Source organism: Coprobacter tertius (assembly GCF_024330105.1).
Lineage (GTDB): Bacteria > Bacteroidota > Bacteroidia > Bacteroidales > Coprobacteraceae > Coprobacter > Coprobacter tertius.
The window spans coordinates 420,734-447,262 of the sequence record NZ_JANDHW010000001.1; the positions used below are offsets into that span (position 1 = coordinate 420,734).

A 26,529-nucleotide genomic window follows, 5' to 3' on the forward strand; every position below is an offset into this window, starting at 1 on the left:
ATATTTTATTATGTCATTTTACATAAAAATCGAGCAGTTTTTTGTCCCCTATATATCCCTGCAGATGATCGTTTATCTTTACCGGTCTAACACCGCTCGGTGTTCCGGTGTAAATAAGATCACCGATTTTTAACGTATAAAACCTACTCACATAAGCGATAATATCGTCTATCGAGAAAAGCATATCGCTACTGTTACCTTCTTGTACTTTATCTCCGTTTAATAAGAGCGAAAAAGGGATGTTGCGAATATTGTCTCCTGCCTGAGCTAAAGGAATGAATTTACCGATTACTGCAGAAGAATCGAAACCTTTGGATATTTCCCAGGGTGCGCCCTCTTTGCGCAATTGCGATTGCAGGTCTCTTGCTGTAAAATCGATACCTACCGTAACTTCGTCGTAATACCGGTGAGCAAATTTCGATGCGATATTTTTTCCCAACCGGCATATGTGTACGACAATTTCGGTTTCGTATTCTATCCTATTTGAAAAATCAGGCAGAAAAAATGGTTTTCCGTCTTTTAACAGGGCCGTTTCTGGTTTCAGGAACACAACTGGCTCTTTAGGTAATAACGTACGATCCATCTCTTTATTGTGATCGAGATAGTTCCATCCGATAGCAATGATTTTCATTTTTCCAGATAATTCGGTTAATAACCTCTGTATGGAGTGATAAAATTATTTCTTCATATTATTCAGCCGGTTGAACATAACGGCCAGATGTGCGTAAATAGAAGTATTCTGCACAACGATATGCTTGGGTACTCTGATACGAAAAGGAGTAAAATTCCAAATCGCTTTTATTCCGCCGGCAATCATGTTTTCTGTGGCCTCCTGTGCACGTTCGACGGGTACGGTAAGTATTCCTATATTTACACCGAGAATTTTTTGCATTTTTTCGAATTCAGAAATATGATATACCGGGATACCGTTAATCTGGGTTCCCACAAGTTCTTTCTTTACATCGAATCCGGCTATAACATTCATCCCATATTGAGCCAATCCCGAATCTTGCAAAAGTGCGGCACCCAAACTACCTACACCGAATATACAGGCTTTATGAACATCGGTAAATCCGAGAAAATCCTCGAGAACTTCTACCAGTGAATTTACTTCATATCCGACGCGTGTTTTTCCCGAAATGTTCAGAAAAGAAAGATCTTTGGCGATCTGTGAAGCATCAACGTTGATTTCTTTCGATATTTGGGTGGAAGATACGTATTCATCTCCTTTATCTTTCAACAATTTAACGTAAGCGAGATACCAAGGGAGCCTTCTTAGTGAAGGTTCAGGTAATTTTATGCTTACTTTAGTATTTTCACTGGCCATAGATATGCAATTTTCGGTGTACTTACAAAAGTATGAATTTTTTTCTAATCTTTTCCTTTTGTTTGGTTACATTCGTAATCCGTATTAAATTTGAGGACAAATATACGAATAACCCTGCTTGTGCGTATCACGACAGGTTTAAGAAATGGAATATGGTAAAAAAGAATAACGATTGGAAAGATCGCTTGAATGTGGTATTTTCTACGAATCCCGATTTTAAATATGAGTCGGAAGAACCGGAAGAACCCGATACATTACCTGCAGAGCGACAGCAACTTCGTATTCAGCTCGATAAAAGGCATCGTAACGGTAAATCGGTTACACTGATTACCGGTTTTGTCGGTACTGAAGAAGATCTTAAATCTTTGGCCCGATCATTAAAAACAGCTTGTGGTGTCGGGGGATCATGTAAAGAGGGGGAAATACTTATTCAGGGTGATTTTCGTACTAAAGTATTGGCTTGGTTGCAAAAAGAACATTATCGGGCTCGTATAATTTGAGATAGTTATTCAAAAGACGGATATGCTGAAAATTTATAGGGCATCTGCAGGATCGGGTAAAACTTATAAGCTGGCACTCGAATATTTAAAATTATTATTCGCTTCTCCGGCGGATGATGCATATCGTCGTATTTTGGCTGTTACCTTTACTAATAAAGCGACAGCCGAGATGAAAAGACGTATCGTAAGTCGGCTTTTCGTTTTAGCTCATGATGCTGAACATTCCGAATATTTTGGAGATTTACTATCGGAAACCGGTTTATCTCCAGAAGAATTACAGAAAAAAGCATCTGATGTTTTATATTCTCTCTTGCATGATTATTCTTCTTTTAATATCGATACGATCGATCGTTTTTTTCAGCAGACAACCCGCGCTTTTACCCGGGAGATAGGGTTACAAGGGGGATATAATCTCGAACTGGATAATAATCGAATTTTATCAGAAGCTGTAGATCGGATGCTGTTCGAACTGGATGACGCCCGAAACAGGGATCTTTTGCAATGGTTGTTACGGTTTTCGGAGGAAAAAGTAGAGAATGCTGAGAGTTGGAATATTAGAGGCGATATAGAAACGCTTTCGGGAGAAATATTCAAAGAGTCTTATAAAAGATACGGTGACGAACTGAGGGCTGTCATGGAGGATAAGAAAGCGCTCAGAGAATATATGAAAGAATTGGCGGCGTTACGTTCTCTTTTTGAGAAAACTTTGAAAGAAGTCGGTGATTCTGCTCTTGAAGTTATGCATCGTAATAATTTGTCGCCGACCGATTTTAAGAGAAAAAATACATCTCCTTTCCGTCACTTCGAATCATGGGCTGCCGGTATCGTTAAAGAACCTACTGCTACATTTATGAAGTTACTTCAGAGTGTAGATGAATGGTATACCCGTAACGACGATCCTGAAATTATTTCCTGTATCAGAAATGCGGCTGATGATGGATTGATACAATGTGTGCAGAACGCCGTAGAGTGTTTCGGTTGGTATCCCGAATATCTTACTGCTATCGAAACATCCCGTTATTTTTATACGTTAGGTATTCTGAGCGATATCGACCGGCATGTTCGGGAGTATGAACAGGAACATAATTTGTTGCTGCTTTCGGATACGACTGAATTATTGCATCGGATTATCGACGGAAGTGATACGCCGTTTGTCTATGAAAAAATAGGAACCCGTATAGATAATTTGATGATCGATGAATTTCAGGATACCTCTAATATGCAATGGGCGAATTTCGAGCCTCTTTTTAGAGATAGCCTCGATCGGGGAAACAGTAATTTAATTGTCGGTGATGTAAAACAGAGTATTTATCGTTGGCGTAATTCCGACTGGAAATTGTTGAGTGAAGGATTAAACGGTTCATTCGATGAAAGGCAGCGAACCGATGATTTTCTGGATACGAATTGGCGCAGTTCTGCGGAAATAATCAATTTTAATAATTCGATATTTTCACAATCGGCAGTCATATTACAGAATACTTTGAACGAGCGCATCGAGGAGGTTGCTGTTTCTGCCGGTATAGACAAAAGTTATAGACATAAAATAATCGATGCCTATGAAGATATATGCCAGCATATTTCTCCTGTGAATAAAAATTATCATGGGCATGTGGAATTGCAGTTTATTGATAACGACGACGATGAAATTCCTTGGAAACAAAGAGTTCTCGATGCTATTCCTACTCGGTTGATGAGTTTACAAGATCAGGGAATACAGCTAAAAGATATTGTTTTTCTGGTAAGGGTAAAGAAAGAGGGGCAGATGATAGCTGATAAATTGCTGCAATGTAAAGCAGAAAATACCGATCCTCGTTATCGATACGATATAATATCGGATGAAGCTCTTTATTTAGGGAATGCTCCTGTCGTGAAACTGATTATCGGAGTACTGCGTTTTTTGCAGATGCCCGATTCGGATTTAAATAAGGCATTAGCGGCTTATGAATTAAATGCAGCACGTCCCGGAGTAACGTCTTCAGAGGCATTAGTGTCTTGTTTTGCCGCTATTCCAGGAGAATCTCTACTTGATTTTCTTTGTGATGAGGAGGAAACTCTTTCGTCTATACGTTCTTTACCTCTTTTCGAGTTGTGTGAAAAAATTATCAGTAAATGCCCGGTCAGGACAGAGGGTGATGATGTATATGTACAAGCTTTTCAGGACATGATGTTGTCTTATATCGATAAACATTCGGCCGATTTGGCCTCATTTTTGCAATGGTGGGATGAATGGGGTAAAAAAAAGACGATATCGACCCCCGAATCTCAGAATGCAATACGTATAATGACGATTCATCAGTCGAAAGGTCTTGAGTTCAAGGCTGTTCTCATTCCCTTCTGTGACTGGAGTATCGATAATGATTCAAAACATACTCATATATTGTGGTGCAGGCCCGGAAAACCTCCTTTCAATCGGTTACCGTTGGTGCCGGTACGATATGATACACGGCTTGGAAAAACAATTTATGCCGGAGATTATTTTCGTGAAAAAATGCAGTCGTATATCGATAATCTCAATTTGGCGTATGTCGCTTTTACACGGGCAAAAGAAGAACTCCTTCTTTTTACCCCTTTACCCAAAAATGAAAATAATATTAATTCTGTTTCTGGATTGCTTTATCGGTGTGTGACACGTGCTTTCGATAAGGAAACTGTTCATGACTGTGTCGATCTTACGGCTGGATACGATCCGGAAACAAAACGATATGAGTTGGGATTACCGCATCTGACAGCACCTGATAAAGAAACTGAAATCGAGGAGATGGGAATGCCGGTTTATAAATCGTACGATTTCAGGGAACGTTTACAGTTGCGTTTATATGGGAAAGGATATTTTGGAGATCGACAGGAGAGAAGTTACGGAACTTTGATGCATGAGATTTTAAGTAGGATACGTTATGTCGCAGATTTGGACGATGCTCTTGTACCATATATTCTTTCGGGGCAGATCGGAAAAGAACAGGCTGGGATGCTAAAATCTAAAATTGTGGCGTGGATTTCAACTCCTGAGGTCGTATCCTGGTTTTCTCCTGATGTGAAAGTGTTGAATGAAGTAGAAATATTGCGTTCTGACGGTATTTTTTATCGTCCCGATCGGGTAGTAATCGATAATGGTAAAACCGATGTGATTGATTATAAATTCGGTAATGTAGAGCGTGAGTCTTATAAGATACAAGTTTCTCGTTATGTATCGTTAATACGTGGAATGGGTTTCTCCGAAGTAAGAGGATATATCTGGTATGTCGAAATGAATAAAATAATTCAAGTATAATAAAAAGAAACGCCGTGTAAAATTTTACACGGCGTTTCTTTTAAGCTATTTCTTTAAAAATATCTTATCCGTTGTATTCGTCAGATACAGTTAATTTTTTTCTGCCTTTGGCACGACGGCTGGCTAATACTCTGCGACCGTTAGCGGTAGCCATTCTCGAGCGAAAGCCATGTTTGTTCTTTCTCTTTCTGTTTGAGGGTTGAAATGTTCTCTTCATTACCGTATATTTTAATCGTTATTATTCAAAAATTCGGACTGCAAAAATAGACACTTTTTTTTAATAAACAAACACTTACCCTTTAAAATGCTGAAACTTTTTCATTTTTGTGCTTCTGTAAGAAGATCTTTATAACCCTATAACCCTTACAATTTTCCTTAACTACTCCTGCCGAAAAATGTTTCACCCATACTTTCAATATATTACATTTTTTACTACCTTTGTCGCGCCACGTGTCTTATGCTGGCAATCAATACCTGTCGGAAGGTTTTTCGTTCAGGTGATCAGCGAAAATATATTAAAACAGATAAAGAATATTTTTATGGCAACTACTGCAGATTTCAGAAATGGAATGTGTCTCGATATCGACGGCACTTATTATTTTATTGTAGAATTTTTACATGTAAAACCCGGTAAAGGACCGGCTTTTGTACGTACAAAGCTGAGAAATGTCGTTACCGGACGTATTCTGGATAAAACATGGAATGCAGGTGTAAAAGTGGAGGAAGTTCGTATCGAACGTCGTCCTTATCAGTTCTTATATAAAGATGATATGGGTTATAACTTTATGCATACCGAGACTTACGAACAGGTATCTATCCCGGGAGAAAGTATCGAGGGAGTGCAGTTTTTGAAGGAAGGTGATGTTGTAGAAGCAATGGTACATGCTGCTTCGGATACGATACTTACATGCGAAATGCCCCCGAATGTTGTTCTTGAAGTGACTTATACCGAACCGGGTTTAAAGGGAGATACCGCAACAAATACATTGAAACCCGCGACAGTAGAAACAGGTGCCGAAGTGCGAGTTCCTCTTTTTATAAATGTAGGTGAAAAAATAAAGATCGATACTCGTACGGGCGATTATCTCGAACGAGTAAGATAAAATTTCTTTTCTTAAAACATATTTTTCGGGGATTTTTGTTTCTAACGAAAATCCCTGTTTTTATTATTGTGGCGTGGTTTTGTCGAATGTTTCTGTTTAATCAATTGCTTTTTTTATTCGGCGTGAAAATTACAGAATACTCCAATAAAAACGGATATAATATAATCTGCTTATGGCAGAATAGTCTGCCATAAGCAGATTATATTTTTTACAGGGACTTCCGGTTATTTCTCATCCGGATCTTTTTTTGTTGAATGAATCTTTTGGTTGATAGAATCGGCTACCTGAGAACCGGCTTGTTTAATGACTTCTATTGTTTCCGTTGCCTTTTCTTTTACGGTTTCGACAATATCGCCTGCTTTATCCTTAAGTTGGTCTTTTTTGAGTTTGGCCTGTGCTTTAGTAATGTCGGCCATGTCTTCAAGCTGCTCTTTGGCGTTGCTCACTTTTCTTTCGGCATCCATAATCTATGTTTTTTATTTATTAATGACTATGATTTATTACGTTTATACTATGAAAAAAGTTTGTGAGATTAAGGTTCTTTGTAGCTCTATTCGCAACTTTTATATAACATTTCCCGATTATGCAAAAAGTGTTGTATCTTTGTCGGTAGAAGGAGTATCTTCCGTGTGCTTGAACACCACGTAAAAAACAAGATAATTACTGCCGATTTATATTATGGTCACCTGTTTCGTACTCGGGAAATTTCCTTCCATACAATTCTATTTTAATAATATCGAATATGGAACAGAAAAAAAAAGCATTGGTTTGTTTTTCGGGAGGACAAGATTCTACCACGTGTCTTTATTGGGCGCTTGCTCATTTCGATGAGGTTTATGCAGTCAGTTTCGTATATGGGCAAAAACATTCGTTAGAAGTAGAAATGGCTCATAAGATTGCCGATAAGGCAGGAGTCCCTTTTGAGGTGCTCGATGTATCGCTGATGGCTCAAATGACTGATAATTCGCTGACGAATCCGGCTGTTGTAATGGATGAGGAAAAACCGGATAATACATATCCTAATACATTTGTGCCCGGCCGTAATATGGTATTTCTTACTTTCGCCGCTATTATTGCTTTTCAAAAAGGAATACAAAATTTGGTTACAGGTGTTTCGCAAGCTGATTTTAGCGGATATCCTGATTGCCGGGATACTTTTATACGGTCATTGAATGTCTCTTTGAATTTGGCAATGGATTACCCGTTTACAATACATACGCCGCTGATGTGGCTCGACAAAGAAGCAGTATGGGCGCTTTCTGATGAATTAGGCGTTTTTGATTTGGTGCGTTACGAAACACTGACTTGTTATAATGGTATCCCGGGAGACGGATGCGGGCGTTGTCCGGCTTGTAAATTGAGGCGTAAGGGACTTGAAAATTATTTAAGCACAAAGAAAAAGGGGAGAGTACAAAAGGTCTAATTTGCTAAACTGGCATGATTTTCAGATAGGAAAGATGATTATTCGACATATTTCTTTTACCTTTAACCCGTAAATACAAAATTATTGCTATGCCTTTTTTTTCGGTTATCGTACCGGTTTATAACCGGCCTGATGAGATAAACGAGTTGCTCGAAACCCTTACCCGGCAAACCGATCTCGATTTTGAGGTTATTGTCGTGGAGGATGGTTCTTCACGACGCTGTGAAGATATCGTAAAGTTTTATGATGGGGTACTCGATATTACTTATTATGAAAAAACGAATACCGGACCCGGAGGTACACGCAATTACGGGGCACAACGGGCTAATGGTGAATATTTTGTTTTTTTCGATTCGGACTGCCTGATTCCCGAAGGTTATTTTTCGGCAGTTAAGCATTTCCTGAAAAATAATTATGTCGATTTGTATGGAGGACCGGATCGGGAACACCGTTCTTTTTCTCCGATTCAAAAGGCTATAAATTATTCGATGACGGCTATGTTGACGACTGGAGGAATTCGAGGTAAGAAAACATCGATGGAAAAATTTAATCCTCGTAGTTTCAATATGGGAATATCCAAAAGAGCTTTTGATACGGTAGGTGGTTTTTCAGGGATGAGGGCCGGAGAAGATATCGATATGAGTTTGCGTATCAGAAATGCCGGTTTCGAGAGTGCGCTTATTTCCGAAGCGTTCGTTTATCACAAACGTCGAGTCGATTTCGGTTCGTTTTTTTGCCAGGTGAAAGCGTTTGGGGGAGCACGAATCGATTTATTCCGTAAGTATCCGTACTCATTGAAACCGGTGCATCTTTTGCCGGCTGTATTTGTTCTCGGAACAGTTTTCTTGATCGTTTTTTCTTTTTTTCAGCTTTGGGCATTATTGCCTCTCGGACTTTATTTCTTCGGTATATTTGTTGAATCGTTGTGGATGAACCGGAGTGTTTATATCGCTATACTTTCGATACCTGCTGCTGTCATACAGTTGGGTGGATATGGGATCGGATTTCTGAATGCGGCTTTTAAGAAATTGGTGTTAAATAAATGATTCATTCGTTTTTTTATGAATTGCAAGGAGAAATTAAGTATCTCCCGGTGGGCGGAAGAAGACCGTCCTCGGGAAAAAATGTTATCTAAAGGGATTAAAACATTAACTAATGCCGAGTTGATTGCGATTCTTATCGGGTCGGGAAATATTCGTGAATCGGCAGTCGAGTTGTCTCAACGTATCCTTAACAGTGTAGATGATAGTCTTAATCAATTAGGGAAGCTAAGTGTAAACGATTTGACCGAACCTTTCGACGGAATCGGTCAGGCAAAAGCGATCAGTATAATTGCTGCTCTCGAGTTGGGACGCCGGCGTAAAAGCGAAGAAATCGTACAACGTAAAAAAATAACCTGTAGCGAAGATGCTTATCGATTATTATATGCAAGTTTGGTGGATTTACCTTATGAGGAGTTTTGGGTAATATTTCTGAATCCGGCAAATCGTATATTGTGCACTCAAAAAGTGAGTCAAGGAGGTACGTCCTTTACATCAGTAGATGTAAAGCTGGTTCTGAAACCGGCAATAGAAAAACAAGCCTCTTCTATCGTGTTATGTCATAATCATCCTTCGAATAATCGTCAACCCAGCCAAGCCGACCGTCAACTGACTAAAAAAATAAAAGAAGGAGCCGCACTACTAGACATACGTATTCTCGATCATATCATTGTTTGCGATGACGGTTATTATAGTTTTGCCGATGAAGGGATTATTTGATGATTGGGTATTAAGAAAATGGCGAATTTTACAAGTAAAATTCGCCATTTTCTTATAGTTGCGTTTTTATTCTTTTTCTTTGTAACTTTTTAATCCGCTTTTCAGAAATTGTACATATTTCGGAACATTTTCATTGTATGAATATGAGCCGGCTAACGGTTCTCCTTCGTTATCGAGCAGTACGTAAAAAGGCTGTGCATTGGCACCGAATTTATGACGTTGCAAATAACTCCATTTATCACCAATTGTTTTTAATGTGCGTTGTTTACCATTTTCGGTAACTTTAATCGGTTCTTTCAGAGGAGTCTTATCATCTACCATTAGCGTAATAAGCACATAATCGTTATCTATGATCGATTTTACTGAAGGATCACTCCATACAGCTGCTTCCATTTTACGGCAGTTTACGCAACCGTATCCTGAAAAATCGATCATTACGGGTTTTCCTTTTTCTTTTGCATAAGCCATACCGGCGTCATAATCTTCATATTTGGCATGTACTTCTTGGTCGTATAGATTAAAATCCTGGGTACGCAAGGGGGGAGTAAATGCACTGATCGCTTTTAGCGGGGCTCCCCAAAGACCTGGTAGCATATATACGGCAAAGGAGAATGATATAATTGCCAGAAATAAACGGGGAGTTGAAATATGTTTAAGATCGCTGTCGTGAGGCAATTTCAGTTTTCCCAATAAATATACCCCCAAAAGCATGAATATGACAATCCATAGGGAAACGAAAACTTCCCGGTCGAGTATTCGCCAACCATAGGCCAAATCGGCTACTGATAAGAATTTAAGGGCAAGGGCCAGTTCGAGAAACCCTAATACAACTTTTACCGAGTTTAACCAGCCTCCCGATTTAGGCATCGATTGTAGCCATGATGGAAAGATCGCGAACAAGGAAAAAGGAATAGCTAATGCGACGGCAAATCCAGTCATCCCGATAGCGGGAGCTGTGATGCTACCCGATGATGCTGCTTCTACCAGTAGAGTCCCGATAATGGGGCCGGTACAAGAAAAAGATACCAATGTAAGAGTGAATGCCATAAAAAATATGCTCAATATCCCTGATGTGGAATCGGCTTTACTGTCGAGTTTTGTTGTCCACGATGCCGGCAGAGTGAGCTCGAATGCACCGAAAAAAGAAACGGCGAATAAAACGAGCAATGCAAAGAATATAATATTGAAGACCGCATTGGTCGCCATATCATTTAAGGCACTGGCTCCGAATAGAATTGTAATAATGAGCCCTAAAAGAACATATATAACAATGATCGACAGCCCATAGGTCATAGCGGCTCGTATCGATTTGCGGCGGTCTTTATTTCGTTTTAGGAAGAAACTTACTGTCATCGGTATCATGGGCCATACACAGGGGGTGACCAAAGCGAGCAAGCCGCCTCCGAAACCGGTAAGGAAAATCCAAAATAAACTGGAACTGTTGTGGGATTCATTGCCCTCATATGCATTTAGTTCTTCAATTACAGGGGTCCATAAATCATTATCTGTATTTTGTTTTAAAATGACTGTATTTGTTACATCCGAAGTATCTATTGGAGATGTAGTCGTATCTTTTATATCGGCTTTTTCAGTCGTTTTTGTAGTTTCTTCGGAGGTCTCGGCGATAGCGGGAGTCGCCGTTTTTGATTTAGTCGTTTGAGCTCTTTTTCCTGTAAATGTGAATGATTCGGAAGTCGGCGGTAAACAATTTTTATCGTTACAAAGCATGTAATTAACATCTCCGGTAATAGTAAATACGGGATCGGTAACTTTTATTTTTTGTATAAAAGAAATTTCATTCTCGAACCATGTAAGTTCCATTTCGAAATTAGGGTCGTATTTATGTATCGGTTCTCTCGTAGGAGTTACTTTACCGACCAATTCGGCACCTTTTATTTCCGAAAATGTAAAGGTGGTAGAACTGGGTCCGTTTTCGGGAATGTGCTGACCGTAAAGATGCCATCCTTTATCTAATTTGGCCGTGAAAACAAGTTCTTGTTCATTTTCGCCGGTCTCTTTTACATTAAAACTCCATTTTAATGGATCCAGTATTTGTGCATTTATTAAAATACATAAACTCAGGAACAGAGCAGAGCAGAAAAATCGTTTCATTTTGTATGTGTTGTTGTTAATAAAAAATAGGTATTGAGAAAAATTAGGTGCAAGTTATGTATTTTTATGCTATCGGCCAAATTTATACATAGGTAAACAAATAAGGGTATGATCTCTTCGGTGATTGTTTGATGGAAGATAATATGTATTTTAATGTCTTTCTTGATCGTGTTTCTTAAAAAGATCTATCATATCGAATACGGTTGGGTTGTGTATCGATAAACCACCATCGGCGACGATAGTTTGTCCTGTGACATACCGGGAATCTTCCGAACCTAAAAATGCTACTATAGATGCGATATCTTCCGGTTCTCCCAAATAGTTGGTGGCCGATTCTTTCAAGAAAAGTTCCCGAATGTTATCCGGTAAATATTTTATGGCAGAAGGACTCAGTACGAGCCCGGGAGCAATCGCGTTGCAGCGGATATTTTTTTCTCCCATTTGTGTTGCAACATATTTTGTAAAATTTATTACTCCGGCTTTACTTGCTCCGTATAGAGTACCTCGGAAATCGGCTGTTATACCGCTGATAGAAGCGATGTTTACGAAAACGCCTCCTCCTTGCTTCTCCATATGCGGGATGCAGAGTTGGGTGAGATACATACAGCATCTCAGGTTAAGGTGGAACAGTTCATCGAAATAGGAGATATCCATATCGGCGATATCGAGATCCCGGCTGAGATCGTTTCCTCCGACATTATTTACAAGTAAATCGATATGTTTATATTCTTTTACGACAAAGTCGATGAGCGTTTTGCAACTGTTTAGTTCTACTGCCGAGAAGAAAACGGCTTTTACGTTTGCACCTTCATCCTGTAACTTTTTTTCGAGTTTCAAAGCGCGTTCGTGTGAGAAATCGGCGATAACGACAGTGGCTCCTTCATTTACCAATCTTCTTACACAAGCTTCTCCTATTCCGCTGGCTCCTCCGGTAACAATAGCGGTTTTATTATCAAATCTTTTCATTGTTCATAATTTAAGTTTATCGAAAAAAGGTCTTTTATAGAATATGAAAACTTCTAAAAATAAACATTATGAAAGCTTTTATGTTTAAACTGAGAGATGTTTTAGAGGAGTAAATAAACAACTTTAACGATAAAAGAAAAGGATTTTTCTGATATTTGTCTCGGATAATATTTTATAATAAATAATCTGAACTTTTAAGAAAAATGGCAACACTAAAACAAAAGGCTTCTGAGATTTTAGATCGTTGTAAGGTTGTAAATCTTGCATCTGTGACCTTCGATGGTTATCCTCGACCGGTACCTGTAAGTAAACTCAAAAATGACGGGATAATGCATATTTGGATTTCGACCGGTAGCAATTCTGAAAAAACGAAATATTTTCGTAAAAATAAAAAGGCGGGTTTATCCTTTTTCGAGGAAGGAAATAGTGTTGTTCTTATCGGACAAGTGAAAATTGTAACCGATATCAAAATCAAACGAGAACTTTTTAGTGATTGGATGTTGGCTCATTTTCCTAGAGGAGTTGATGATCCCGAATATTGTATTCTTGAATTTGAGGCCGAAGAAGCCACTTTCTGGATCGATCGAAAGTTTGTTCATCGGCGTACTCGTTTATAGCGGTATTTAATTATTATATAATATATACAGGTTGAGATAGGAGGCAAATGTAACCCATGCTATATAAGGTATAAATAACAAGGAACTGACGCGAAATTCTTTGTAAGTCCTTATTGAGTAATTAATGATGATGATATCGAGAGCCAGAATATCTATAAGTCCCCAAAATGGATTTTTGAAGTAAAAGAAAAGAATACTCCACATAAAATTCAGAAATAATTGTAGGGCGAATAATCCTATAAAATATTTTTTTCTCGTACTATCTGAGTTTATGATAAAACCGATCGAAATTCCCATGCATAAGTATAAAATACTCCATGCTATCGGGAAAACGATATTGGGGGGAGTTAAAGTCGGTTTATTCAGAAATGGATACCAGTGTTCAATCGAATCGGATTGTATAAAAGATGCGCTCACTCCTATTAAAAAGCAGATGATGATTGGAATCAGAAAGCCGGATATTTTTTTCATGTTATGTTTTTTATTTCAAAACAAAAGGTGCTTACTGCCGGTTCGCTACTTTAGCCGATATTAACCTGATAAAAAGGTGTTTTTTCGCAATTATTAAACTTCAAGACTGTATTTGTTTCCTTTTTTTACAGTATTATTTTTTGTAAGTGAGAGCGGCTTTATTTCGTAATGGAAATTTTCGTTCGGCTAGATATACACCAAATAATATGAGTCCGGCACCGAAGAGAGATATAAATGTTAAAGTTTCATTAAGGATAATGGACGATGCTAATAGTGTGACTAAAGGGTTGATATAAATATAATTTGTTGCTTGTATAATTCCTATTTTTTTAACAATTGTGTTCCACATGTAATAACAAAGCATAGAAGCGACAATACCGAGGAATAGTAAATTAAAGATAACACTTATGTTAGTGAAGACAGATAAGTCTGGGAATGGTTGTTGTGTCAGTGCGAAAGGAAGTGCTGTAACAATTCCGTAAAAAAATACTTTTCTCGTGACGAACAGGGTGGGGTAGCGATTTCCTATCTTTTTTAAAATAATACAATAAAATGCCCACATAAGGGCTGCGATAAGAGTTAATATATCGCCTAAAGGATTTATTTTAAGAATAAAGCTTCCGTTGAAAACGACTAAAGAAACTCCGGCAAGGGCAATCAGTGATCCGTAAATAAGGTTAGCGCTTAATCGTTCTTTTCGGTAAAACAGGAAAGAAAGTAATGTTGTTAGTAAGGGTGATGTGCATACGATAAGAGAAACGTTAGAGGCGAAAGTTATGCCTAAGGCCGTATTTTCGGTAATAAAATATAATGATCCTCCACAGAGGCCTGCACCTGCAAATAATAATTCGTCTCTTCCGTTTTTTAAAAATAATTTTGCGGGAGAAATTAGCCATATACCGATGTATGCCAATGTAAAACGACTGATAAAAATTTCGGTAGGCGTAAGACCGTGAGAGATGAGTATTTTGGTAGAAACAAATGTAATTCCCCAAATACTAACTGTGATAATCGCAAGTAGATGATAAAAGAAATTGTTTCTCGGTTGCATTTTCAAGTTTGTAAATGATAGCTTTTTTTAAAGCTGCTGCAAAGGTAAAAAATAAAAAGACTGTTTTTATTTTTCGGTAAGGTATTTCCAGAAACGCCGAGGCATATTCTGTCTGTGAAGTTTCGGGTTTATGCGTTCTTTTATTGTAACAGCTTTAAAGTATCCTTTCCATAAATCTTGAAAAAATAATTCGTTTTCATCGAGTAGGTTTTGGTTTAATTTTGCATCGATAATTTTATTACCTTCTTTAAAAGTTATTTCTGTGACAGTGATTAAATCATAATAATAACCGTATTGGCGTTTTAAGTCGTAAATGAGCCATTGTTGATCGGCAAATCGGTTTTTTAAATGACCTATACTAAGAGGCAGCGCATTATAAAGGGGCGCAACGGGCCCAAAAAACATTCCGTCTGCAGTTTTCTGAAAACGAAGAAACTGATTTATATAATGGCTTTCTTTGGAAACCTTCTGTGCTATTTTTTTTATTTCGAGGACATCGTTATCGGTAAAATTCATAGCGATAGAATAAGGAGTATCGAAAACTTTCCGTACATATCTCAACAATAAGTCTTCGGTTTCCGGTATTTCAGATAGCCAAGTACACATCAACATATTGCATACGATATGAGAAAGTTTTTTTTGTAGCCCTTTCCATACTCTGTCGGCTTTTTTCTTATCGGTGATGACCGTATGAATAGATTCCGTAAATAAAGGTTCGGGCTCGTTTTCTCCAATGAGCCGTTCGGGAAAGGTTTTTCTATCGTATGCGTCGAATACGGCAGAGAGAAAACCTTCGAATGTATTATCGTAACGGAATATCAGCATGCTGCAATTGTTTATTCTGGAAAGGTCAGAGAAAGTTGATGACTGTCGGTTTCTTTTGGGGTGTTTTTAGCCGTCAAAATCTGCCTTACCCGTATAGGCGAAAGTTCTTGTACTGTCTCTACAGGGAGTTCGCGGCAAATGATAAAGTAACGTGCTTTTTTCATGACTACACCCATTTTTTTCAGAACGGAAGAAGAAATTCTTCCATATCGACGCGCATGAATGATGAGTTTAGCCGATTTCACTCCTATACCGGGTACACGTAAAATGAGCGCGTAATCTGCTTTGTCGAGATCGACCGGAAACATTTCGGGATGACGTAAAGCCCAAGATAATTTCGGGTCTATTTCGAGATCGAGCTGAGGAAATGCCTCATCTACGATTTCTTCGGTTTTGAATCCGTAAAACCGAAGAAGCCAATCGGCCTGGTATAATCTATTTTCCCGTACAAGAGGAGCCTGTTTCAGAGACGGGAGCCTGTTGTCGTAACTATTAACTGGAATAAAGCCCGAATAATAAACGCGCTTCATACTGGGACGGCGGTACAATGCGGCCGAAAGCTGCAATATATCTTTATCGCTTTCGTCTGTCGCTCCGATAATCATTTGTGTACTTTGGCCGGCCGGAGCAAATCGAGGGGCATGTCTGAATTTCCGACGTTCTTCTGTGCTGGCCAATATCCCTTCCTGAATGTAACGCATCGGGCGGTAAACGCTGGCATGATCTTTCTCTGGAGCCAGCATTTTAAGATTTTGTTCTTTGGGTATTTCTACGTTTATGCTTAGACGGTCGGCATATAACCCGGCTTCACGAACCAGTTGATTACTTGCACCCGGAATACTTTTCATATGTATGTAACCGTTAAATCGGTATTGAGTGCGTAAGCATTTGATAACACGTACCATGCGTTCCATCGTAAAATCGGGATTATTTACGACTCCTGAGCTTAAAAATAGGCCTTCGATGTAATTTCTACGATAAAATTCTATGGTAAGTTCTACTAATTCTTCAACGGTAAACGTTGCTCGGGGAATATCGTTGCTTCTGCGATTGATACAATAAGCGCAATCATAGATACAAAAGTTTGTCAGCATTATTTTCAGTAGAGAAACGCAGCGTCCGTCTTCGGTAAAACTGTGGCAAATGCCCCATCCAGAGGCACTTCCTACAGAACCCGGCCGGTTTTTTCGGCTTGTACCGCTTGATGCGCATGATACGTCATATTTGGCTGATTCAGCCAATACGGTTAATTTCCCAAATACGCTTTCTTTCATAATGTACAAAGAAATATATTAGCCCAGAAAAAACGTGGCATACCTTTCCTTTTTATTGAATTAAAAGAATAATATATGAAAATTAAAACTTGAATTGACTGAAATATCTTATGCTAATAATTATTAGTCTCTATTGTCGTATGTGTATAGTATTGTAAAAGATTCATTAATGTTGTGTTTTTATTAAAGAAAGCTTTTAATGATACATATTCACCATCTTTATTATACTTTTTGCTATAATCTAATATTCCTCGTTCAATTTTTTGTCCATTTGTTATAATACTGCAGCCATTGAAATAAACTAATTCTAGATTTTTCATTATTTTTTCTTTACCATTTAGGAAAGTTTCTTCGATAAAAACATTTAATGCACTATTCCTGAATAAGTTTGAGAAATATTCTAAATTTGGCGTTTTTCCGTTCCAAACGATAAATCCATTGAATATAAGATCATAAGATTTAAAATTAACGTTTATAGAATAATAAGGCATGTATTTTTCAGTTTTTTCTTCAAAGCATTTAACAAAGGACAAAAGCAACGACAATGGATTGTATATGATGATTGTCATATTAAATTTATCTTTATTCTTTTCCAAGTCATCTAATATATGATCGATATGAAATTCCCACTCAGGCATATCCTGTAATACATTCCGGAACGTATTTCTTATTTCAGCCATTTTATGCTTATTTTCACTCTCAGAGGAGGCAATAAATATTGTTTGATTATATCCGGAAATACCGCTTAGTTCAGTTTTTAAAAAATCGATGTCATATCTGGGATCTGAATTGAAAATTCCTGATTTTTCAGTATTGGTAACTTCCCATTTTGCACTGGTAATCATTTGAGAGAATGTTTCGAATGATATAATTTCTAACATGTCGCAAAATTTATGAAAATCAAAAGTCGAGATAAAAACATCGCATAATGTTGATAGGTCTTCTTCCTGAGAATATATCATCCAATCTTCTTCCTCCAGAGAGGTTACTTTTTTTATTAATTCAAGATATTTCTCAGCAGTATAGGTTTCGAACCCGATTAATATAGCGTATTTATAAATAACAAGCGGGTTTTTATGATTTTCAATTTTTAATAAAACAAAGTTACTGACTCCTCGTTTTTGGATATGTGAACGAACATAAGGATAGATTTTGTCTCTGTCATCTTTATTGTTGTATTCAAGTATTATTTGATAGGGTGCATATTCTCTTGGCTCGTGTGTTGGTATAGGTTTTACTCTTGTTGCTTTTATCGGGATATCGTTTTCGTCTAAATTTAAAATAACACCTTCTATATGATACTTAGATTGAGATACGAATTCGGAGAAAGGTGCTAATAATTCATGCCAATGTACAGATGCAATAATACATCTTATTTCGCTTTCTTTTGCATGATAATTTTGTTTAATAAGTCCGATGTATTTATTTATTTCATTTAAGGTTTCCCGGGCGGCTTTATCAGAATGTTTTATCTCTATAATTACAAAATTTCGTTCTATATCTATTGCAAGAATATCTATAAATCCTTTGCTGCCGTATAAATTATTAAGTTTGTATTCTTTTTGAATTAATTTTAAGTTCGGATCTAATAATTCTAAATGTTCGGCGATGTAATCACGGATGATGTCCTCTTGTTTTTTCATTCTTTTTTATTTAAGAATGTGGTATTTATTTAACTTTTCAAATATATCAATTAAAAGGGATTTAAATAAATATCGAAAGAAAATTATATATACCATAGAAATATATAACTACTTTACATTCCTAAACTGGGTATCTTTTAACAGATTAATATAAGTTTACTGTTAATGAATAAATTTTTTCTTGTAAAGAATAATATTAGAACCAAAAAAATAAAGAAATGAATCCTTCATTGTTATAAATAGAAATGCCTCATTTGATTTAAAAAGGCGTTAAAAATACAAAATCAGACACAGAAAGCAAAGATGAAAAATATTGAATAATAGTGATTTAATGACTTATTCGTGGGACTTTTTCGCTTCTCGTTTTACTCCCACGAATAAGCACGTGAAAGATGCTTTGAAACGCTTTAAAATGGCAGGTAAGATAAAAAAGAAATCCCCAACAATTATTGATTATCAGGGATTTGCATTGATTTTCTTTCTTTTGATGTGGTGCCACCAGCAAGAGAACTATTATCTTCTCTCTGTTGATTATCACCGTTTTATAGTTTCTTCCATTTGGAAATCCACATGATTTAGCACACGATTATGTTTTATCGTTTTGCTCGCTATAAGAACGATTCTATTTTCAAATATCTCATTTTTTTATATATCGCATTGAAGTCTCCTAATGGATTAATCACACTGATATTTAAAACTTTATATTTTTTGCTTCAAGCATATCCCATGAATTTGCTACGTGCTTTTATGATAATTTGCTCATAGGGAGTGCTTGGGACAAAGATAGTTATTTTTTGATACTTTCTCAAATCAATGAAAAACTATAGAAAAATACTTGTATGAATATGTTGCTTATCACTATTTTTATTCGAGAAAAAAGGTTATTGATTTTCTATCCTAAATAACTTATCGTCCTGTGAAAGCTTGACTGCAAAGTATTCCTCTTTATTTAATTCAGCGGGAAGCTTATCTCTAAGTATAGAAGCAACAAATTGAATATCGTTGTTATTAACAATTTCCGCTATTCTTTTCAACTGATTATCATGAACCAATTCTTTTTTATCATTTAGAAGAAAATGAAGACATGATACTTTTTCTTCATCAGCAAACAATGTATAGGCTATATCAAAACAGGATATTTCGCCTTGTTTTTTACCTGAACTGTGATTTACATTGAAAGAACTAAACTTATAAATTTTCTGCCCTTGACGGTTAGTTATAATATTATAAGTTATTGCATATTGTTCTCCGTATAGCTGATTTGAAATTTCCCCAAAGAATTTATTGAATTTTTTTAATTGATTCCTTACGATAGATTCAAAATCCGGGGAAAATAGCTGTTCATCAATTTCCTTTAATTCTGTATTTAGTTTTTTAATATTTGTATCTACTTCAGATATTTGATTAATTATGTTTTCATATTCTCCCTTTTTCTTGAATAAGTCATTTAAATCCTGTATGATATTCTCTAATTCTTCAAATGTATCTGATTGCATAATTTTTTCAGATAGAATTTGTTCTTTATATATAAGAGAAGTAAGTTCTTTATTTTTCTCTTGTATTTTATTTTCTATGAGAGGTAAGTCTTGGGTTATAAACTTAATTTTTTGCACAAGCATCTGATTATGATATGCTACAAGTTCCTCAAATTTTCTTTGTAAGTTGGGAATCAATGAGGCAGCTTGCTCGTATATAGTCCCCAATACTTGTGTATCTATATCTGATTTTTGAGATTCAAAATCTTGCTTTGCATCTAAAATTATATTTTTACGAAGATTCAATGAAGCAATTTCTGAACTTACAGAGTTTACTGAATATTTAACTTCATTCAGTGAATTAATATCTGATTCAAAATCTTCATTGATATTTAAGCTAGATTTCTTTTTATTCAAAGCCTCTATTTGACTGTCAATCCATTCCAGAAGGACTTCATATTCATTACGGGATTGATTTTTTTCCAGTCTTTTCTTATATGTATTTTCCGCTTTTATTTTTTCTAAAATCTGCTGCCTATCATTACCTGAAGTAAAATTACAGCCAAATAAATGTAAATACAGTGTTTCATACTCAGCATCTGACGTATAAGAATCTAGGGTCTTTAGCGTATTGGAAATCCTCAAATCGCTATAACGAATGTTATGAGAAATAACCTGCCTGAATGTTGGTTTATCTTTTTGAAGGTCTGGTAATAATAATTCTGATAGCTTATCTTCAAAGTCTTCTTTAGTGACAAACTCTCCATTTATTTCTCTAATAATTTCTTTTCTTGGCTTTGACAAAAAATTTCTTTTTATAACTACATCCTCATTATCTCTTTCTATGCTATGCCCTAAAGTGAGAGTTATGATGATTTTGTTTTTTATTAAGTAGTCTTTAACAAGTAGATATTCTGTTTTTTTGTTCTCAGGATCAATATAAATATCTTTAGCGTCTCCTCCTAAACAAAAATCGATTAGACGAAGAACGGTAGTCTTTCCAACGTTATTTCCTGTTATTTGCTCTTCACTTTCATCAACAATAAGATTGATTCCCTTATGAAAAGAAATTTCCCTAATGACTTTAGTTGTAGTTGATATTATTAATGATTTTAAGAACATAAACAAACTTCTCCTTTCTTATTTATAATAGCAGCATTCAATAAGTAAAGCCAATCCAAACATAAAATCAGAATTGGGTAACTCATATTCTTTTTCTGTTTGACAAGAATATATAACTCTGTAAGTTCAATACATTTGTATTGTTGTATCAATTCCAATACAACTGCACCATTATAGTAAACACTATTTTCAGGATGGATGTTATCAGGAAGTAGCATAGTTGTAATCATTAGGATTTTTGAAAATCTTGCATCTTATAAAAGCATCTACTACAAGTATGCCAACACACATTTCCATTTCTTCTTGAGGTATCTTCTCAAAGTTAGAACTTTGAAGAATTCTCTCTGAAATATTCGAAATAACAAGGTTAAATAATTCATCGCCACTCGATTCTAATGAATGTTTGTTATACTCGCCCTTTATCGTATTAAGAACTGAGATACTTTTGTTACATCCAGATTTGTCGAATTCGGAATATATCCTATCAACTATATGATGACTATATTTATAGTCGTTTATTATTTCTTTTGATGTATTGAGATTGTTAAAATCTATTTTCCGATCAATCTCAAAACTATTTATGTTAGCATTTAAATCAACTGGGGCTAAATTTTCTTTTGAAAGAATATTGATTACTGATGAGAGATTTGATTCCAGTCTTAAAACATCTGTTTCTCTCCCCAGCTCACTTTTGATTAGTTTATATATTATTTCAAATGTGTTTATATCCAAATTATATATATCTTGCAATATCGACCTTGCATCGTATATATCAGTAGCAGGAATAAAATTAATACCTGTAGGGGGAGTATATGATTGGCTTCTTAAGTTGTTTGCATCTCTAGCGATAGAAATAAATTTAAAGTTAAAACCTGTATAGTTTGTTGAGAACAAAGATGGTTTGCTTAAAGCACTATCAATCTTTGCTTTTGTATTAGTCGCAGATACTTGAATTATAATGTTCTTAGTTCTGTCAATAAGGTCAATCGCTTCTACATTTTGAACCAAAGAATTCAGATTTTCAAGATTCCATGTATATAGTTTGTTAAATAAGTCCCGATAGAAATTTTCAGAATGTAAGTGATAATCGAGAATATTTATCTTCCCCCTTAACTCAACTCGTGTGCAAAGGGTAATGAGCCGTTCCTCAATAAAATTATAATATGTTGCTCTATTCATAGAATCGTATTCTTGTTATTGAATTACAAAGATAGGAATTCTAGCTGAATTATCCTGTAAGTCATTCTAATAAATTTCTTCGAGTCGTTTGTTTGGAAATAACTTCGAGCATACGCACCTTTACTACCTCCTGAGTTTCGGCTTCTTCTTTTTCTTTGGTATCGGCAGTTGCTGTTCGTCAATTCGATTGATATCAGTAGTCGAAGGCAAAATTGAAAAAGCAGAGAATTGTCTTAAATCGGTCGAATTGAAATTTTCTTTATTTTCAATATTGTTTGAAAAGTTGTTTTCCTGTTTATTTGCTATCCTGCTTGCTGCCATCTCAGTTCCCTTTTTTCCTATCTGTATCTTTTCTATCGCCTTTTTCTTTTCACTAGTAAAAATATTTTCGGGAGCTTTCAGTTCGTGTTTCTGCATCTGAAGTTTGTCTTTTAAACTGCCGTTTTTCATAGTGTTGTAGTAATCAAACAATTCTGATAGTTGGCGGTTGTAGTCGAATAGCTTATCAAAACCCTGTTCTGTCTGTTGGAATAGGTTTACACGGTCAAATCCACCTTTGATTACTCCGTTCTTGGTATTCTTGTGATTGGTGAGCGGTGATAACTTCTTTTTGTTGGCTTGATCTTTCCGGCTAACAATCAAATGACAGTGCATATTTAGTTCATTATCTGAACGACTACGGTCGAAATGAATCTTGCCATAGAACTTTATATCAGTTTCAGATAGTCCTTTATTGAAGTTCTTGGCATATTCAGGAATAAACACTTCACGAATATAGCGTTTCATAGCTTCGGCTTGATCCAGTTCTGTGTTACCCATTGCCCGAAGTTCCTTTTCCGATGGGCTGACATGGATAGCGAAAAACTTAGCATCTGTTTTCAGGAGTTGTCCGATATTGCTATCTATATCTTTTATGACCTTTGATTTATAGATATTATCATCTGTCAGATTGAAAAAGCCTTCGGTATAGATACCCTTTTCCATTCGTTCTAAATCTTCATGCTCTAAATAATTAGCTAGCTGTCGGCTACTATTAGTATTATTGTATGTTCCATTTGATGGTGGGGCAAAGTCTATATGCATAATCCTATGTATTTATAAGATTGCTGATTTCGGTTCTCAGATTCTCTTTCCTTTTACTATCCATCACACCGCAAGCAGATAGTTCTGAATAGAGTTGTATCAGTTGAAGTAATTTTTTATAATCTCGTTGGTGTATCTGGTAGAGCGCATTAATCTGTTTGGATTGGTTGTTTATCACATCGGCATGATTACAGAATTGTTCGCTTAACTTTTTAAGTACGGCTGTTTGTCTTTCCTGACTGGCTTCCAGTTGAGAAAGAATAAGAGTTTCCAAAGTCTTGTCGATAGCATCGAAACGCAAAGCGATAGAATTTGTTGCCCGTATCATGGGATTCAGTTGTTCTTCCTCGTAATGACGAATGAAGCGGATAATATCATCCTGTCTCTTATTTATTTTCGCCAGTTCCGATTTTACCGATTCAGGAGCTTCGGATGGATTGATATGTGCCCTATCTATATACCCGAACGCCAACTTTACAACTTCACTCTTTTTCAGTGAATAGCGTTTGCATAGCTTTTCTACCAAAGCTGCCGTTTCCTTGTCTATGGAAATGGTAGTGAATATCGTTTTTCGACTGCTGTTTGGCATGGTAATTACTTTTTTATAGAAACATTAATAGATAAATGCCTGATAATAAGCATTACAAAGAAAAAGCTTATTACCGGTGTCATTACAGCGTGTTCTTGTAACACGCTAAAGCCGAAGGCTTTGCCCCGCAGGGCAAGAGGGAAGAACAGGACTTGTCCAGTTCCCTCTTGCTCAATTTAGGGAAACGAGCAAAGCCGAAAGGCGTAGCTGTTTCTGCTAAATTGGGGTGGTAGCACAAGGAAGGAGCAGTAATGCTTCATTCCTAAATTTGTTCCCTTTTGCTTTCAAGGCTGATTCTCTAATTGATTGCCTTTTTCAAACTGTTTGTAGCTTTGGAAATCGGCACGTTCACGAATGAAAGACCGGATGTCACCAGCACGATAATAAGTTTTCTTTCCGATGGTAAAGAAAGGTAGTACCCCGCTTACCCTATAACGTTGAAGAGTTCGGAAAGATACTTTCAGAAGAAAGGCTAAATCCTGATTATCGAATATCTTTTCATTATCATCTAATACTCTATCGGTATTGATTAGGGATTTTAAGTCTTTCCCTATTTCAGAGAGTTTCTTGGATAGCTTTTCCATCCATTTCTCAAAGTTTTCGTTGTCAATATACATTTTGCTTCATTTTTTAGTGATACATCATGAATGTCAATCGATTGATGATGCAAAAATCGGCAGAATGGAGAATCAGAAAAAGAGGAGTAGTTACCTACTCCCCTAAAATAAAATTCAAGTAGTTGTAAATAAGAGGATTATAAAACCATTTTGTCTAATGTTTATTAGCTCGTTTACGGGCTTCTTTGTTAATTGCATTCTTTAAAGCATCTAATGTTTTGGTCAGATTGAATGGTTTACGCATAAAGATAGCATCCTGTTTATCGTATATACTTCCAAATTTTAAATTGAAAAGGATTTCAAAACCGTGAGCTAAACGAACTAATGGGACGGGCTTTCCGTCTTTTCCGACTACTTCGCCTAAAAAAGATAACCCTATTACTATTTCAGCAATACCAATAATCCCCAAGTCCTTTGACTTAGGGATTACATATAGATCTGATACGAATGTTGGTGAAGTGGGGGAATCAAATGATTCAGGATGCTTAATTATTAGACTTAATAGTTCTAATTCTGCATTGATAATAGCTAGCACTTTATGCAAATAATAATTTTTAAGCGCATTTTTTCCCCTGCTCGCACTGATATAGCTCTTTTAAGGGTGCTATCTCAATACGAGTGAGATTCAGCATCCGAAAGATATTGGAGTTATCTTTTGAACTGCCAATTGTAGCTATGCACCTAATAAATTCGTCATAAGCGTCTTGCATTTCTGTGTCAGTTACTTTTTGTGAGGAATCAGTTAATAAGATGATAATCCTCGTTTTTGATAAATCATTCATAGGCATGAGTGTTTAATAATTAATGAGTATTAATAATCAGACCAAAGTCTGTTACATGTTGCTGAATGATTTCTTTATGTCTTTAAAAGATGAATCCAATTTTTATTGAAATAGCATTATGGCTTAGCTTCTCTGCAAACTCGGCTGTAAACAATGATTGCTTTTGCGTTTTTAGCTGTTCAAGTTTCTGGGATTCATATCCTAAAGCCAAGAATAACTTATTACTTTCGCAGATTGAATACTCTATCCCGACAGACGGATTCAAATAAAAACCTCCATTAGCATTTTTATCCGGTGCAAAACTATATCCAACACCACATTCTATATAGGGAGTGAATTTTCTAGGCTTTATGGTTAAAAATTTTGCATCGACAAATAGCGGCATCAGAATTTTTTCATAAATAGATAATCCTGTACCAATGCCGACCGAGAACCGTTTGTTGATTGCATAATAGCCTAGAACTTGCCATGTAAACGGAGTGGCTGATGACTCGTTCATGTCAATTCCTGTCCCTACACTTGTGGCAAAAGTGAAGCGTTCTGTCTGTTGCGCTGTTGCCATTACAACAGCGCAACTTACTATAATAAGCAGAATAATCTTTTTCATTGGATAATTACAGTTATACGTTTTACGATATGTAAAGCAGTTGTCAGCCCCGATGTATCTTTACTGACTTCTCCGGAACTGCCATTAGGACTACTATGCCCCACCAGATTTGCTTCAAATGATTTTTCGCCTGCCGATAAATCTACATTGGCAGCGTATACGATTGCTGGTTGTCCGCTTCCTTCTTTACCTCCAGAATAGTTAGCTTCTCCTTCTTTGGCTGATTTAGGGAAGGCTTCATTGAAATCAGTGGAATGATTTATTTCTATTTTTACAACGAATGTCTTTAATGCTATTGCCGGACTTAATTTGATATTAAAACTTCCATGTGGGGTTGCTCCTGATATACCATCTGTTAATGGTTCTTTCTTTGTAGGCAAATAAAGTCCATCATCGTATTTAACTCCACGTGAATAGCACCAGTGAGGTAGAGCTTCTTTTCGTCGGTTTCCTCCCGATGCTTGCCAAGATTGAGTGGCGATCTTATGAGTTACATAGACCGTTGAAAGATAATTTCCTTGTGTATCTTCCAACCAGACAGCAATTTGAGGTGGGTTCTTTTTGTTGATACCTAAGAACAAAGGAAAGTCATGCAGCCATTGTTCACCCTGTTCAATGCATACTTTTATATCTCCTTTCTCATACTCAATCAATTCCTGTTGGCAGGAACAAAGGCTGACAAGCCATAAATAAATCAATGTCAATCCCATTTTATTCATATTAGTTTTATTAAAT

28 protein-coding genes are annotated in these 26,529 nt (G+C 36.4%); 7 read left to right on the top strand and 21 right to left on the bottom strand.

Annotation, left to right across the window (positions count from 1 at the left end):
• Positions 1–13: 13 nt before the first annotated feature.
• Together NMU02_RS01585 and NMU02_RS01590 are read right to left on the bottom strand one after the other, a co-directional pair.
• Positions 14–631, bottom strand: coding sequence for a fumarylacetoacetate hydrolase family protein (locus tag NMU02_RS01585; RefSeq protein WP_255025365.1), 618 nt, complete (start codon positions 629–631; stop codon positions 14–16).
• A 45-nt stretch (positions 632–676) separates the two neighbouring features.
• Complete coding sequence (locus NMU02_RS01590) at positions 677–1,327, bottom strand: redox-sensing transcriptional repressor Rex (RefSeq protein WP_255025366.1); 651 nt, start codon at positions 1,325–1,327, stop codon at positions 677–679.
• Positions 1,328–1,479: 152 nt separating this feature from the next.
• Here NMU02_RS01590 and NMU02_RS01595 point away from each other — a divergent pair, with 152 nt between their 5' ends.
• Both NMU02_RS01595 and NMU02_RS01600 read left to right on the top strand, forming a co-directional pair.
• Complete coding sequence (locus tag NMU02_RS01595) at positions 1,480–1,827, top strand: translation initiation factor (RefSeq protein WP_255025367.1); 348 nt, start codon at positions 1,480–1,482, stop codon at positions 1,825–1,827.
• A 22-nt stretch (positions 1,828–1,849) separates the two neighbouring features.
• Entirely contained in the window at positions 1,850–5,095 is a 3,246-nt protein-coding gene (locus NMU02_RS01600; protein WP_255025368.1) for a UvrD-helicase domain-containing protein, read from the top strand.
• A 64-nt stretch (positions 5,096–5,159) separates the two neighbouring features.
• On the opposite strand, the gene rpmH is transcribed toward NMU02_RS01600, so the two are convergent.
• The gene (gene rpmH, locus NMU02_RS01605; protein ID WP_055097481.1) at positions 5,160–5,312 is read right to left on the bottom strand and encodes a 50S ribosomal protein L34; all 153 of its coding nucleotides are present in this window, start codon (positions 5,310–5,312) and stop codon (positions 5,160–5,162) included.
• Between the two features lie 322 nt (positions 5,313–5,634).
• On the opposite strand from rpmH, the gene efp reads away from it, so the two are divergent.
• A complete protein-coding gene (gene efp / locus NMU02_RS01610; RefSeq protein WP_255025369.1) occupies positions 5,635–6,198 on the top strand; it encodes an elongation factor P in 564 nt (187 codons plus the stop codon).
• 224 nt (positions 6,199–6,422) lie between these two features.
• Here efp and NMU02_RS01615 read toward each other — a convergent pair whose 3' ends face one another.
• Positions 6,423–6,662: a hypothetical protein gene (locus tag NMU02_RS01615; protein WP_255025370.1), complete on the bottom strand. Its 240-nt coding sequence runs from the start codon at positions 6,660–6,662 to the stop codon at positions 6,423–6,425.
• Positions 6,663–6,940: 278 nt separating this feature from the next.
• Here NMU02_RS01615 and queC point away from each other — a divergent pair, with 278 nt between their 5' ends.
• The 3 genes from queC to radC all read left to right on the top strand — a co-directional run bounded on the left by queC (position 6,941) and on the right by radC (position 9,381).
• Positions 6,941–7,621: a 7-cyano-7-deazaguanine synthase QueC gene (gene queC, locus NMU02_RS01620; protein WP_255025371.1), complete on the top strand. Its 681-nt coding sequence runs from the start codon at positions 6,941–6,943 to the stop codon at positions 7,619–7,621.
• A gap of 89 nt (positions 7,622–7,710) precedes the next feature.
• Positions 7,711–8,667: a glycosyltransferase family 2 protein gene (locus NMU02_RS01625; RefSeq protein WP_255025372.1), complete on the top strand. Its 957-nt coding sequence runs from the start codon at positions 7,711–7,713 to the stop codon at positions 8,665–8,667.
• A 15-nt stretch (positions 8,668–8,682) separates the two neighbouring features.
• The gene (gene radC, locus NMU02_RS01630; RefSeq protein ID WP_255025373.1) at positions 8,683–9,381 is read left to right on the top strand and encodes a RadC family protein; all 699 of its coding nucleotides are present in this window, start codon (positions 8,683–8,685) and stop codon (positions 9,379–9,381) included.
• Positions 9,382–9,447: 66 nt separating this feature from the next.
• On the opposite strand, the gene NMU02_RS01635 is transcribed toward radC, so the two are convergent.
• On the bottom strand, positions 9,448–11,493 hold the full coding sequence (locus tag NMU02_RS01635; RefSeq protein WP_255025374.1) for a protein-disulfide reductase DsbD family protein: 2,046 nt from the start codon (positions 11,491–11,493) through the stop codon (positions 9,448–9,450).
• 150 nt (positions 11,494–11,643) lie between these two features.
• On the bottom strand, positions 11,644–12,459 hold the full coding sequence (gene hdhA / locus NMU02_RS01640) for a 7alpha-hydroxysteroid dehydrogenase (RefSeq protein ID WP_255025375.1): 816 nt from the start codon (positions 12,457–12,459) through the stop codon (positions 11,644–11,646).
• A 203-nt stretch (positions 12,460–12,662) separates the two neighbouring features.
• On the opposite strand from hdhA, the gene NMU02_RS01645 reads away from it, so the two are divergent.
• Entirely contained in the window at positions 12,663–13,076 is a 414-nt protein-coding gene (locus NMU02_RS01645; protein ID WP_255025376.1) for a pyridoxamine 5'-phosphate oxidase family protein, read from the top strand.
• A gap of 6 nt (positions 13,077–13,082) precedes the next feature.
• On the opposite strand, the gene NMU02_RS01650 is transcribed toward NMU02_RS01645, so the two are convergent.
• The 15 genes from NMU02_RS01650 to NMU02_RS01715 form a co-directional block, all read right to left on the bottom strand.
• Positions 13,083–13,547: a TspO/MBR family protein gene (locus NMU02_RS01650; protein ID WP_255025377.1), complete on the bottom strand. Its 465-nt coding sequence runs from the start codon at positions 13,545–13,547 to the stop codon at positions 13,083–13,085.
• A gap of 133 nt (positions 13,548–13,680) precedes the next feature.
• Entirely contained in the window at positions 13,681–14,598 is a 918-nt protein-coding gene (locus tag NMU02_RS01655; protein ID WP_255025378.1) for a DMT family transporter, read from the bottom strand.
• 66 nt (positions 14,599–14,664) lie between these two features.
• Positions 14,665–15,423, bottom strand: coding sequence for a TIGR03915 family putative DNA repair protein (locus tag NMU02_RS01660; protein ID WP_255025379.1), 759 nt, complete (start codon positions 15,421–15,423; stop codon positions 14,665–14,667).
• 11 nt (positions 15,424–15,434) lie between these two features.
• On the bottom strand, positions 15,435–16,697 hold the full coding sequence (locus NMU02_RS01665; RefSeq protein ID WP_255025380.1) for a putative DNA modification/repair radical SAM protein: 1,263 nt from the start codon (positions 16,695–16,697) through the stop codon (positions 15,435–15,437).
• 113 nt (positions 16,698–16,810) lie between these two features.
• Positions 16,811–18,340, bottom strand: a complete 1,530-nt coding sequence (locus NMU02_RS01670; RefSeq protein ID WP_255025381.1) for an endonuclease NucS domain-containing protein — start codon at positions 18,338–18,340, stop codon at positions 16,811–16,813.
• A gap of 881 nt (positions 18,341–19,221) precedes the next feature.
• On the bottom strand, positions 19,222–20,937 hold the full coding sequence (locus NMU02_RS01675) for a DUF2326 domain-containing protein (RefSeq protein WP_255025382.1): 1,716 nt from the start codon (positions 20,935–20,937) through the stop codon (positions 19,222–19,224).
• Complete coding sequence (locus NMU02_RS13700; protein ID WP_353845120.1) at positions 20,928–21,167, bottom strand: ABC-three component system middle component 6; 240 nt, start codon at positions 21,165–21,167, stop codon at positions 20,928–20,930. Before NMU02_RS13700 ends, NMU02_RS01675 begins: the two co-directional genes overlap by 10 nt.
• Entirely contained in the window at positions 21,142–22,116 is a 975-nt protein-coding gene (locus NMU02_RS01680; RefSeq protein ID WP_255025383.1) for an ABC-three component system protein, read from the bottom strand. Before NMU02_RS01680 ends, NMU02_RS13700 begins: the two co-directional genes overlap by 26 nt.
• Positions 22,117–22,239: 123 nt before the next feature.
• Complete coding sequence (locus NMU02_RS01685; protein ID WP_255025384.1) at positions 22,240–23,199, bottom strand: DUF5712 family protein; 960 nt, start codon at positions 23,197–23,199, stop codon at positions 22,240–22,242.
• 4 nt (positions 23,200–23,203) lie between these two features.
• Positions 23,204–23,788: a BfmA/BtgA family mobilization protein gene (locus NMU02_RS01690; RefSeq protein WP_255025385.1), complete on the bottom strand. Its 585-nt coding sequence runs from the start codon at positions 23,786–23,788 to the stop codon at positions 23,204–23,206.
• 284 nt (positions 23,789–24,072) lie between these two features.
• Entirely contained in the window at positions 24,073–24,405 is a 333-nt protein-coding gene (locus NMU02_RS01695) for a helix-turn-helix domain-containing protein (RefSeq protein ID WP_255025387.1), read from the bottom strand.
• Between the two features lie 154 nt (positions 24,406–24,559).
• Positions 24,560–24,940: a hypothetical protein gene (locus NMU02_RS01700; protein ID WP_255025451.1), complete on the bottom strand. Its 381-nt coding sequence runs from the start codon at positions 24,938–24,940 to the stop codon at positions 24,560–24,562.
• Positions 24,941–24,959: 19 nt separating this feature from the next.
• Entirely contained in the window at positions 24,960–25,187 is a 228-nt protein-coding gene (locus tag NMU02_RS01705; protein WP_022210399.1) for a hypothetical protein, read from the bottom strand.
• Positions 25,188–25,269: 82 nt separating this feature from the next.
• A complete protein-coding gene (locus NMU02_RS01710) occupies positions 25,270–25,794 on the bottom strand; it encodes a hypothetical protein (RefSeq protein WP_255025388.1) in 525 nt (174 codons plus the stop codon).
• Positions 25,791–26,513, bottom strand: a complete 723-nt coding sequence (locus NMU02_RS01715; protein ID WP_255025389.1) for a DUF2271 domain-containing protein — start codon at positions 26,511–26,513, stop codon at positions 25,791–25,793. The genes NMU02_RS01710 and NMU02_RS01715 overlap by 4 nt, the downstream gene beginning before the upstream one ends.
• Between the last annotated feature and the right edge of the window lie 16 nt (positions 26,514–26,529).

What these genes read in the sequence shown, in the direction of transcription:
- NMU02_RS01635 (WP_255025374.1), bottom strand. Translation starts at nt 11,493, where the DNA reads ATGAAACGATTTTTCTGCTCTGCTCTGTTCCTGAGTTTATGTATTTTA.
- NMU02_RS01600 (WP_255025368.1), top strand. Translation starts at nt 1,850, where the DNA reads ATGCTGAAAATTTATAGGGCATCTGCAGGATCGGGTAAAACTTATAAG.
- NMU02_RS01660 (WP_255025379.1), bottom strand. Translation starts at nt 15,423, where the DNA reads ATGCTGATATTCCGTTACGATAATACATTCGAAGGTTTTCTCTCTGCC.
- NMU02_RS01665 (WP_255025380.1), bottom strand. Translation starts at nt 16,697, where the DNA reads ATGAAAGAAAGCGTATTTGGGAAATTAACCGTATTGGCTGAATCAGCC.
- NMU02_RS01675 (WP_255025382.1), bottom strand. Translation starts at nt 20,937, where the DNA reads ATGTTCTTAAAATCATTAATAATATCAACTACAACTAAAGTCATTAGG.
- NMU02_RS01595 (WP_255025367.1), top strand. Translation starts at nt 1,480, where the DNA reads ATGGTAAAAAAGAATAACGATTGGAAAGATCGCTTGAATGTGGTATTT.
- hdhA (WP_255025375.1), bottom strand. Translation starts at nt 12,459, where the DNA reads ATGAAAAGATTTGATAATAAAACCGCTATTGTTACCGGAGGAGCCAGC.
- NMU02_RS01705 (WP_022210399.1), bottom strand. Translation starts at nt 25,187, where the DNA reads ATGAATGATTTATCAAAAACGAGGATTATCATCTTATTAACTGATTCC.
- NMU02_RS01645 (WP_255025376.1), top strand. Translation starts at nt 12,663, where the DNA reads ATGGCAACACTAAAACAAAAGGCTTCTGAGATTTTAGATCGTTGTAAG.
- rpmH (WP_055097481.1), bottom strand. Translation starts at nt 5,312, where the DNA reads ATGAAGAGAACATTTCAACCCTCAAACAGAAAGAGAAAGAACAAACAT.
- NMU02_RS01680 (WP_255025383.1), bottom strand. Translation starts at nt 22,116, where the DNA reads ATGAATAGAGCAACATATTATAATTTTATTGAGGAACGGCTCATTACC.
- NMU02_RS01710 (WP_255025388.1), bottom strand. Translation starts at nt 25,794, where the DNA reads ATGAAAAAGATTATTCTGCTTATTATAGTAAGTTGCGCTGTTGTAATG.
- queC (WP_255025371.1), top strand. Translation starts at nt 6,941, where the DNA reads ATGGAACAGAAAAAAAAAGCATTGGTTTGTTTTTCGGGAGGACAAGAT.
- NMU02_RS01715 (WP_255025389.1), bottom strand. Translation starts at nt 26,513, where the DNA reads ATGAATAAAATGGGATTGACATTGATTTATTTATGGCTTGTCAGCCTT.
- NMU02_RS01615 (WP_255025370.1), bottom strand. Translation starts at nt 6,662, where the DNA reads ATGGATGCCGAAAGAAAAGTGAGCAACGCCAAAGAGCAGCTTGAAGAC.
- NMU02_RS13700 (WP_353845120.1), bottom strand. Translation starts at nt 21,167, where the DNA reads ATGATTACAACTATGCTACTTCCTGATAACATCCATCCTGAAAATAGT.
- efp (WP_255025369.1), top strand. Translation starts at nt 5,635, where the DNA reads ATGGCAACTACTGCAGATTTCAGAAATGGAATGTGTCTCGATATCGAC.
- NMU02_RS01670 (WP_255025381.1), bottom strand. Translation starts at nt 18,340, where the DNA reads ATGAAAAAACAAGAGGACATCATCCGTGATTACATCGCCGAACATTTA.
- NMU02_RS01590 (WP_255025366.1), bottom strand. Translation starts at nt 1,327, where the DNA reads ATGGCCAGTGAAAATACTAAAGTAAGCATAAAATTACCTGAACCTTCA.
- NMU02_RS01650 (WP_255025377.1), bottom strand. Translation starts at nt 13,547, where the DNA reads ATGAAAAAAATATCCGGCTTTCTGATTCCAATCATCATCTGCTTTTTA.
- NMU02_RS01625 (WP_255025372.1), top strand. Translation starts at nt 7,711, where the DNA reads ATGCCTTTTTTTTCGGTTATCGTACCGGTTTATAACCGGCCTGATGAG.
- NMU02_RS01690 (WP_255025385.1), bottom strand. Translation starts at nt 23,788, where the DNA reads ATGCCAAACAGCAGTCGAAAAACGATATTCACTACCATTTCCATAGAC.
- NMU02_RS01585 (WP_255025365.1), bottom strand. Translation starts at nt 631, where the DNA reads ATGAAAATCATTGCTATCGGATGGAACTATCTCGATCACAATAAAGAG.
- NMU02_RS01655 (WP_255025378.1), bottom strand. Translation starts at nt 14,598, where the DNA reads ATGCAACCGAGAAACAATTTCTTTTATCATCTACTTGCGATTATCACA.
- NMU02_RS01685 (WP_255025384.1), bottom strand. Translation starts at nt 23,199, where the DNA reads ATGCATATAGACTTTGCCCCACCATCAAATGGAACATACAATAATACT.
- NMU02_RS01695 (WP_255025387.1), bottom strand. Translation starts at nt 24,405, where the DNA reads ATGTATATTGACAACGAAAACTTTGAGAAATGGATGGAAAAGCTATCC.
- radC (WP_255025373.1), top strand. Translation starts at nt 8,683, where the DNA reads ATGAATTGCAAGGAGAAATTAAGTATCTCCCGGTGGGCGGAAGAAGAC.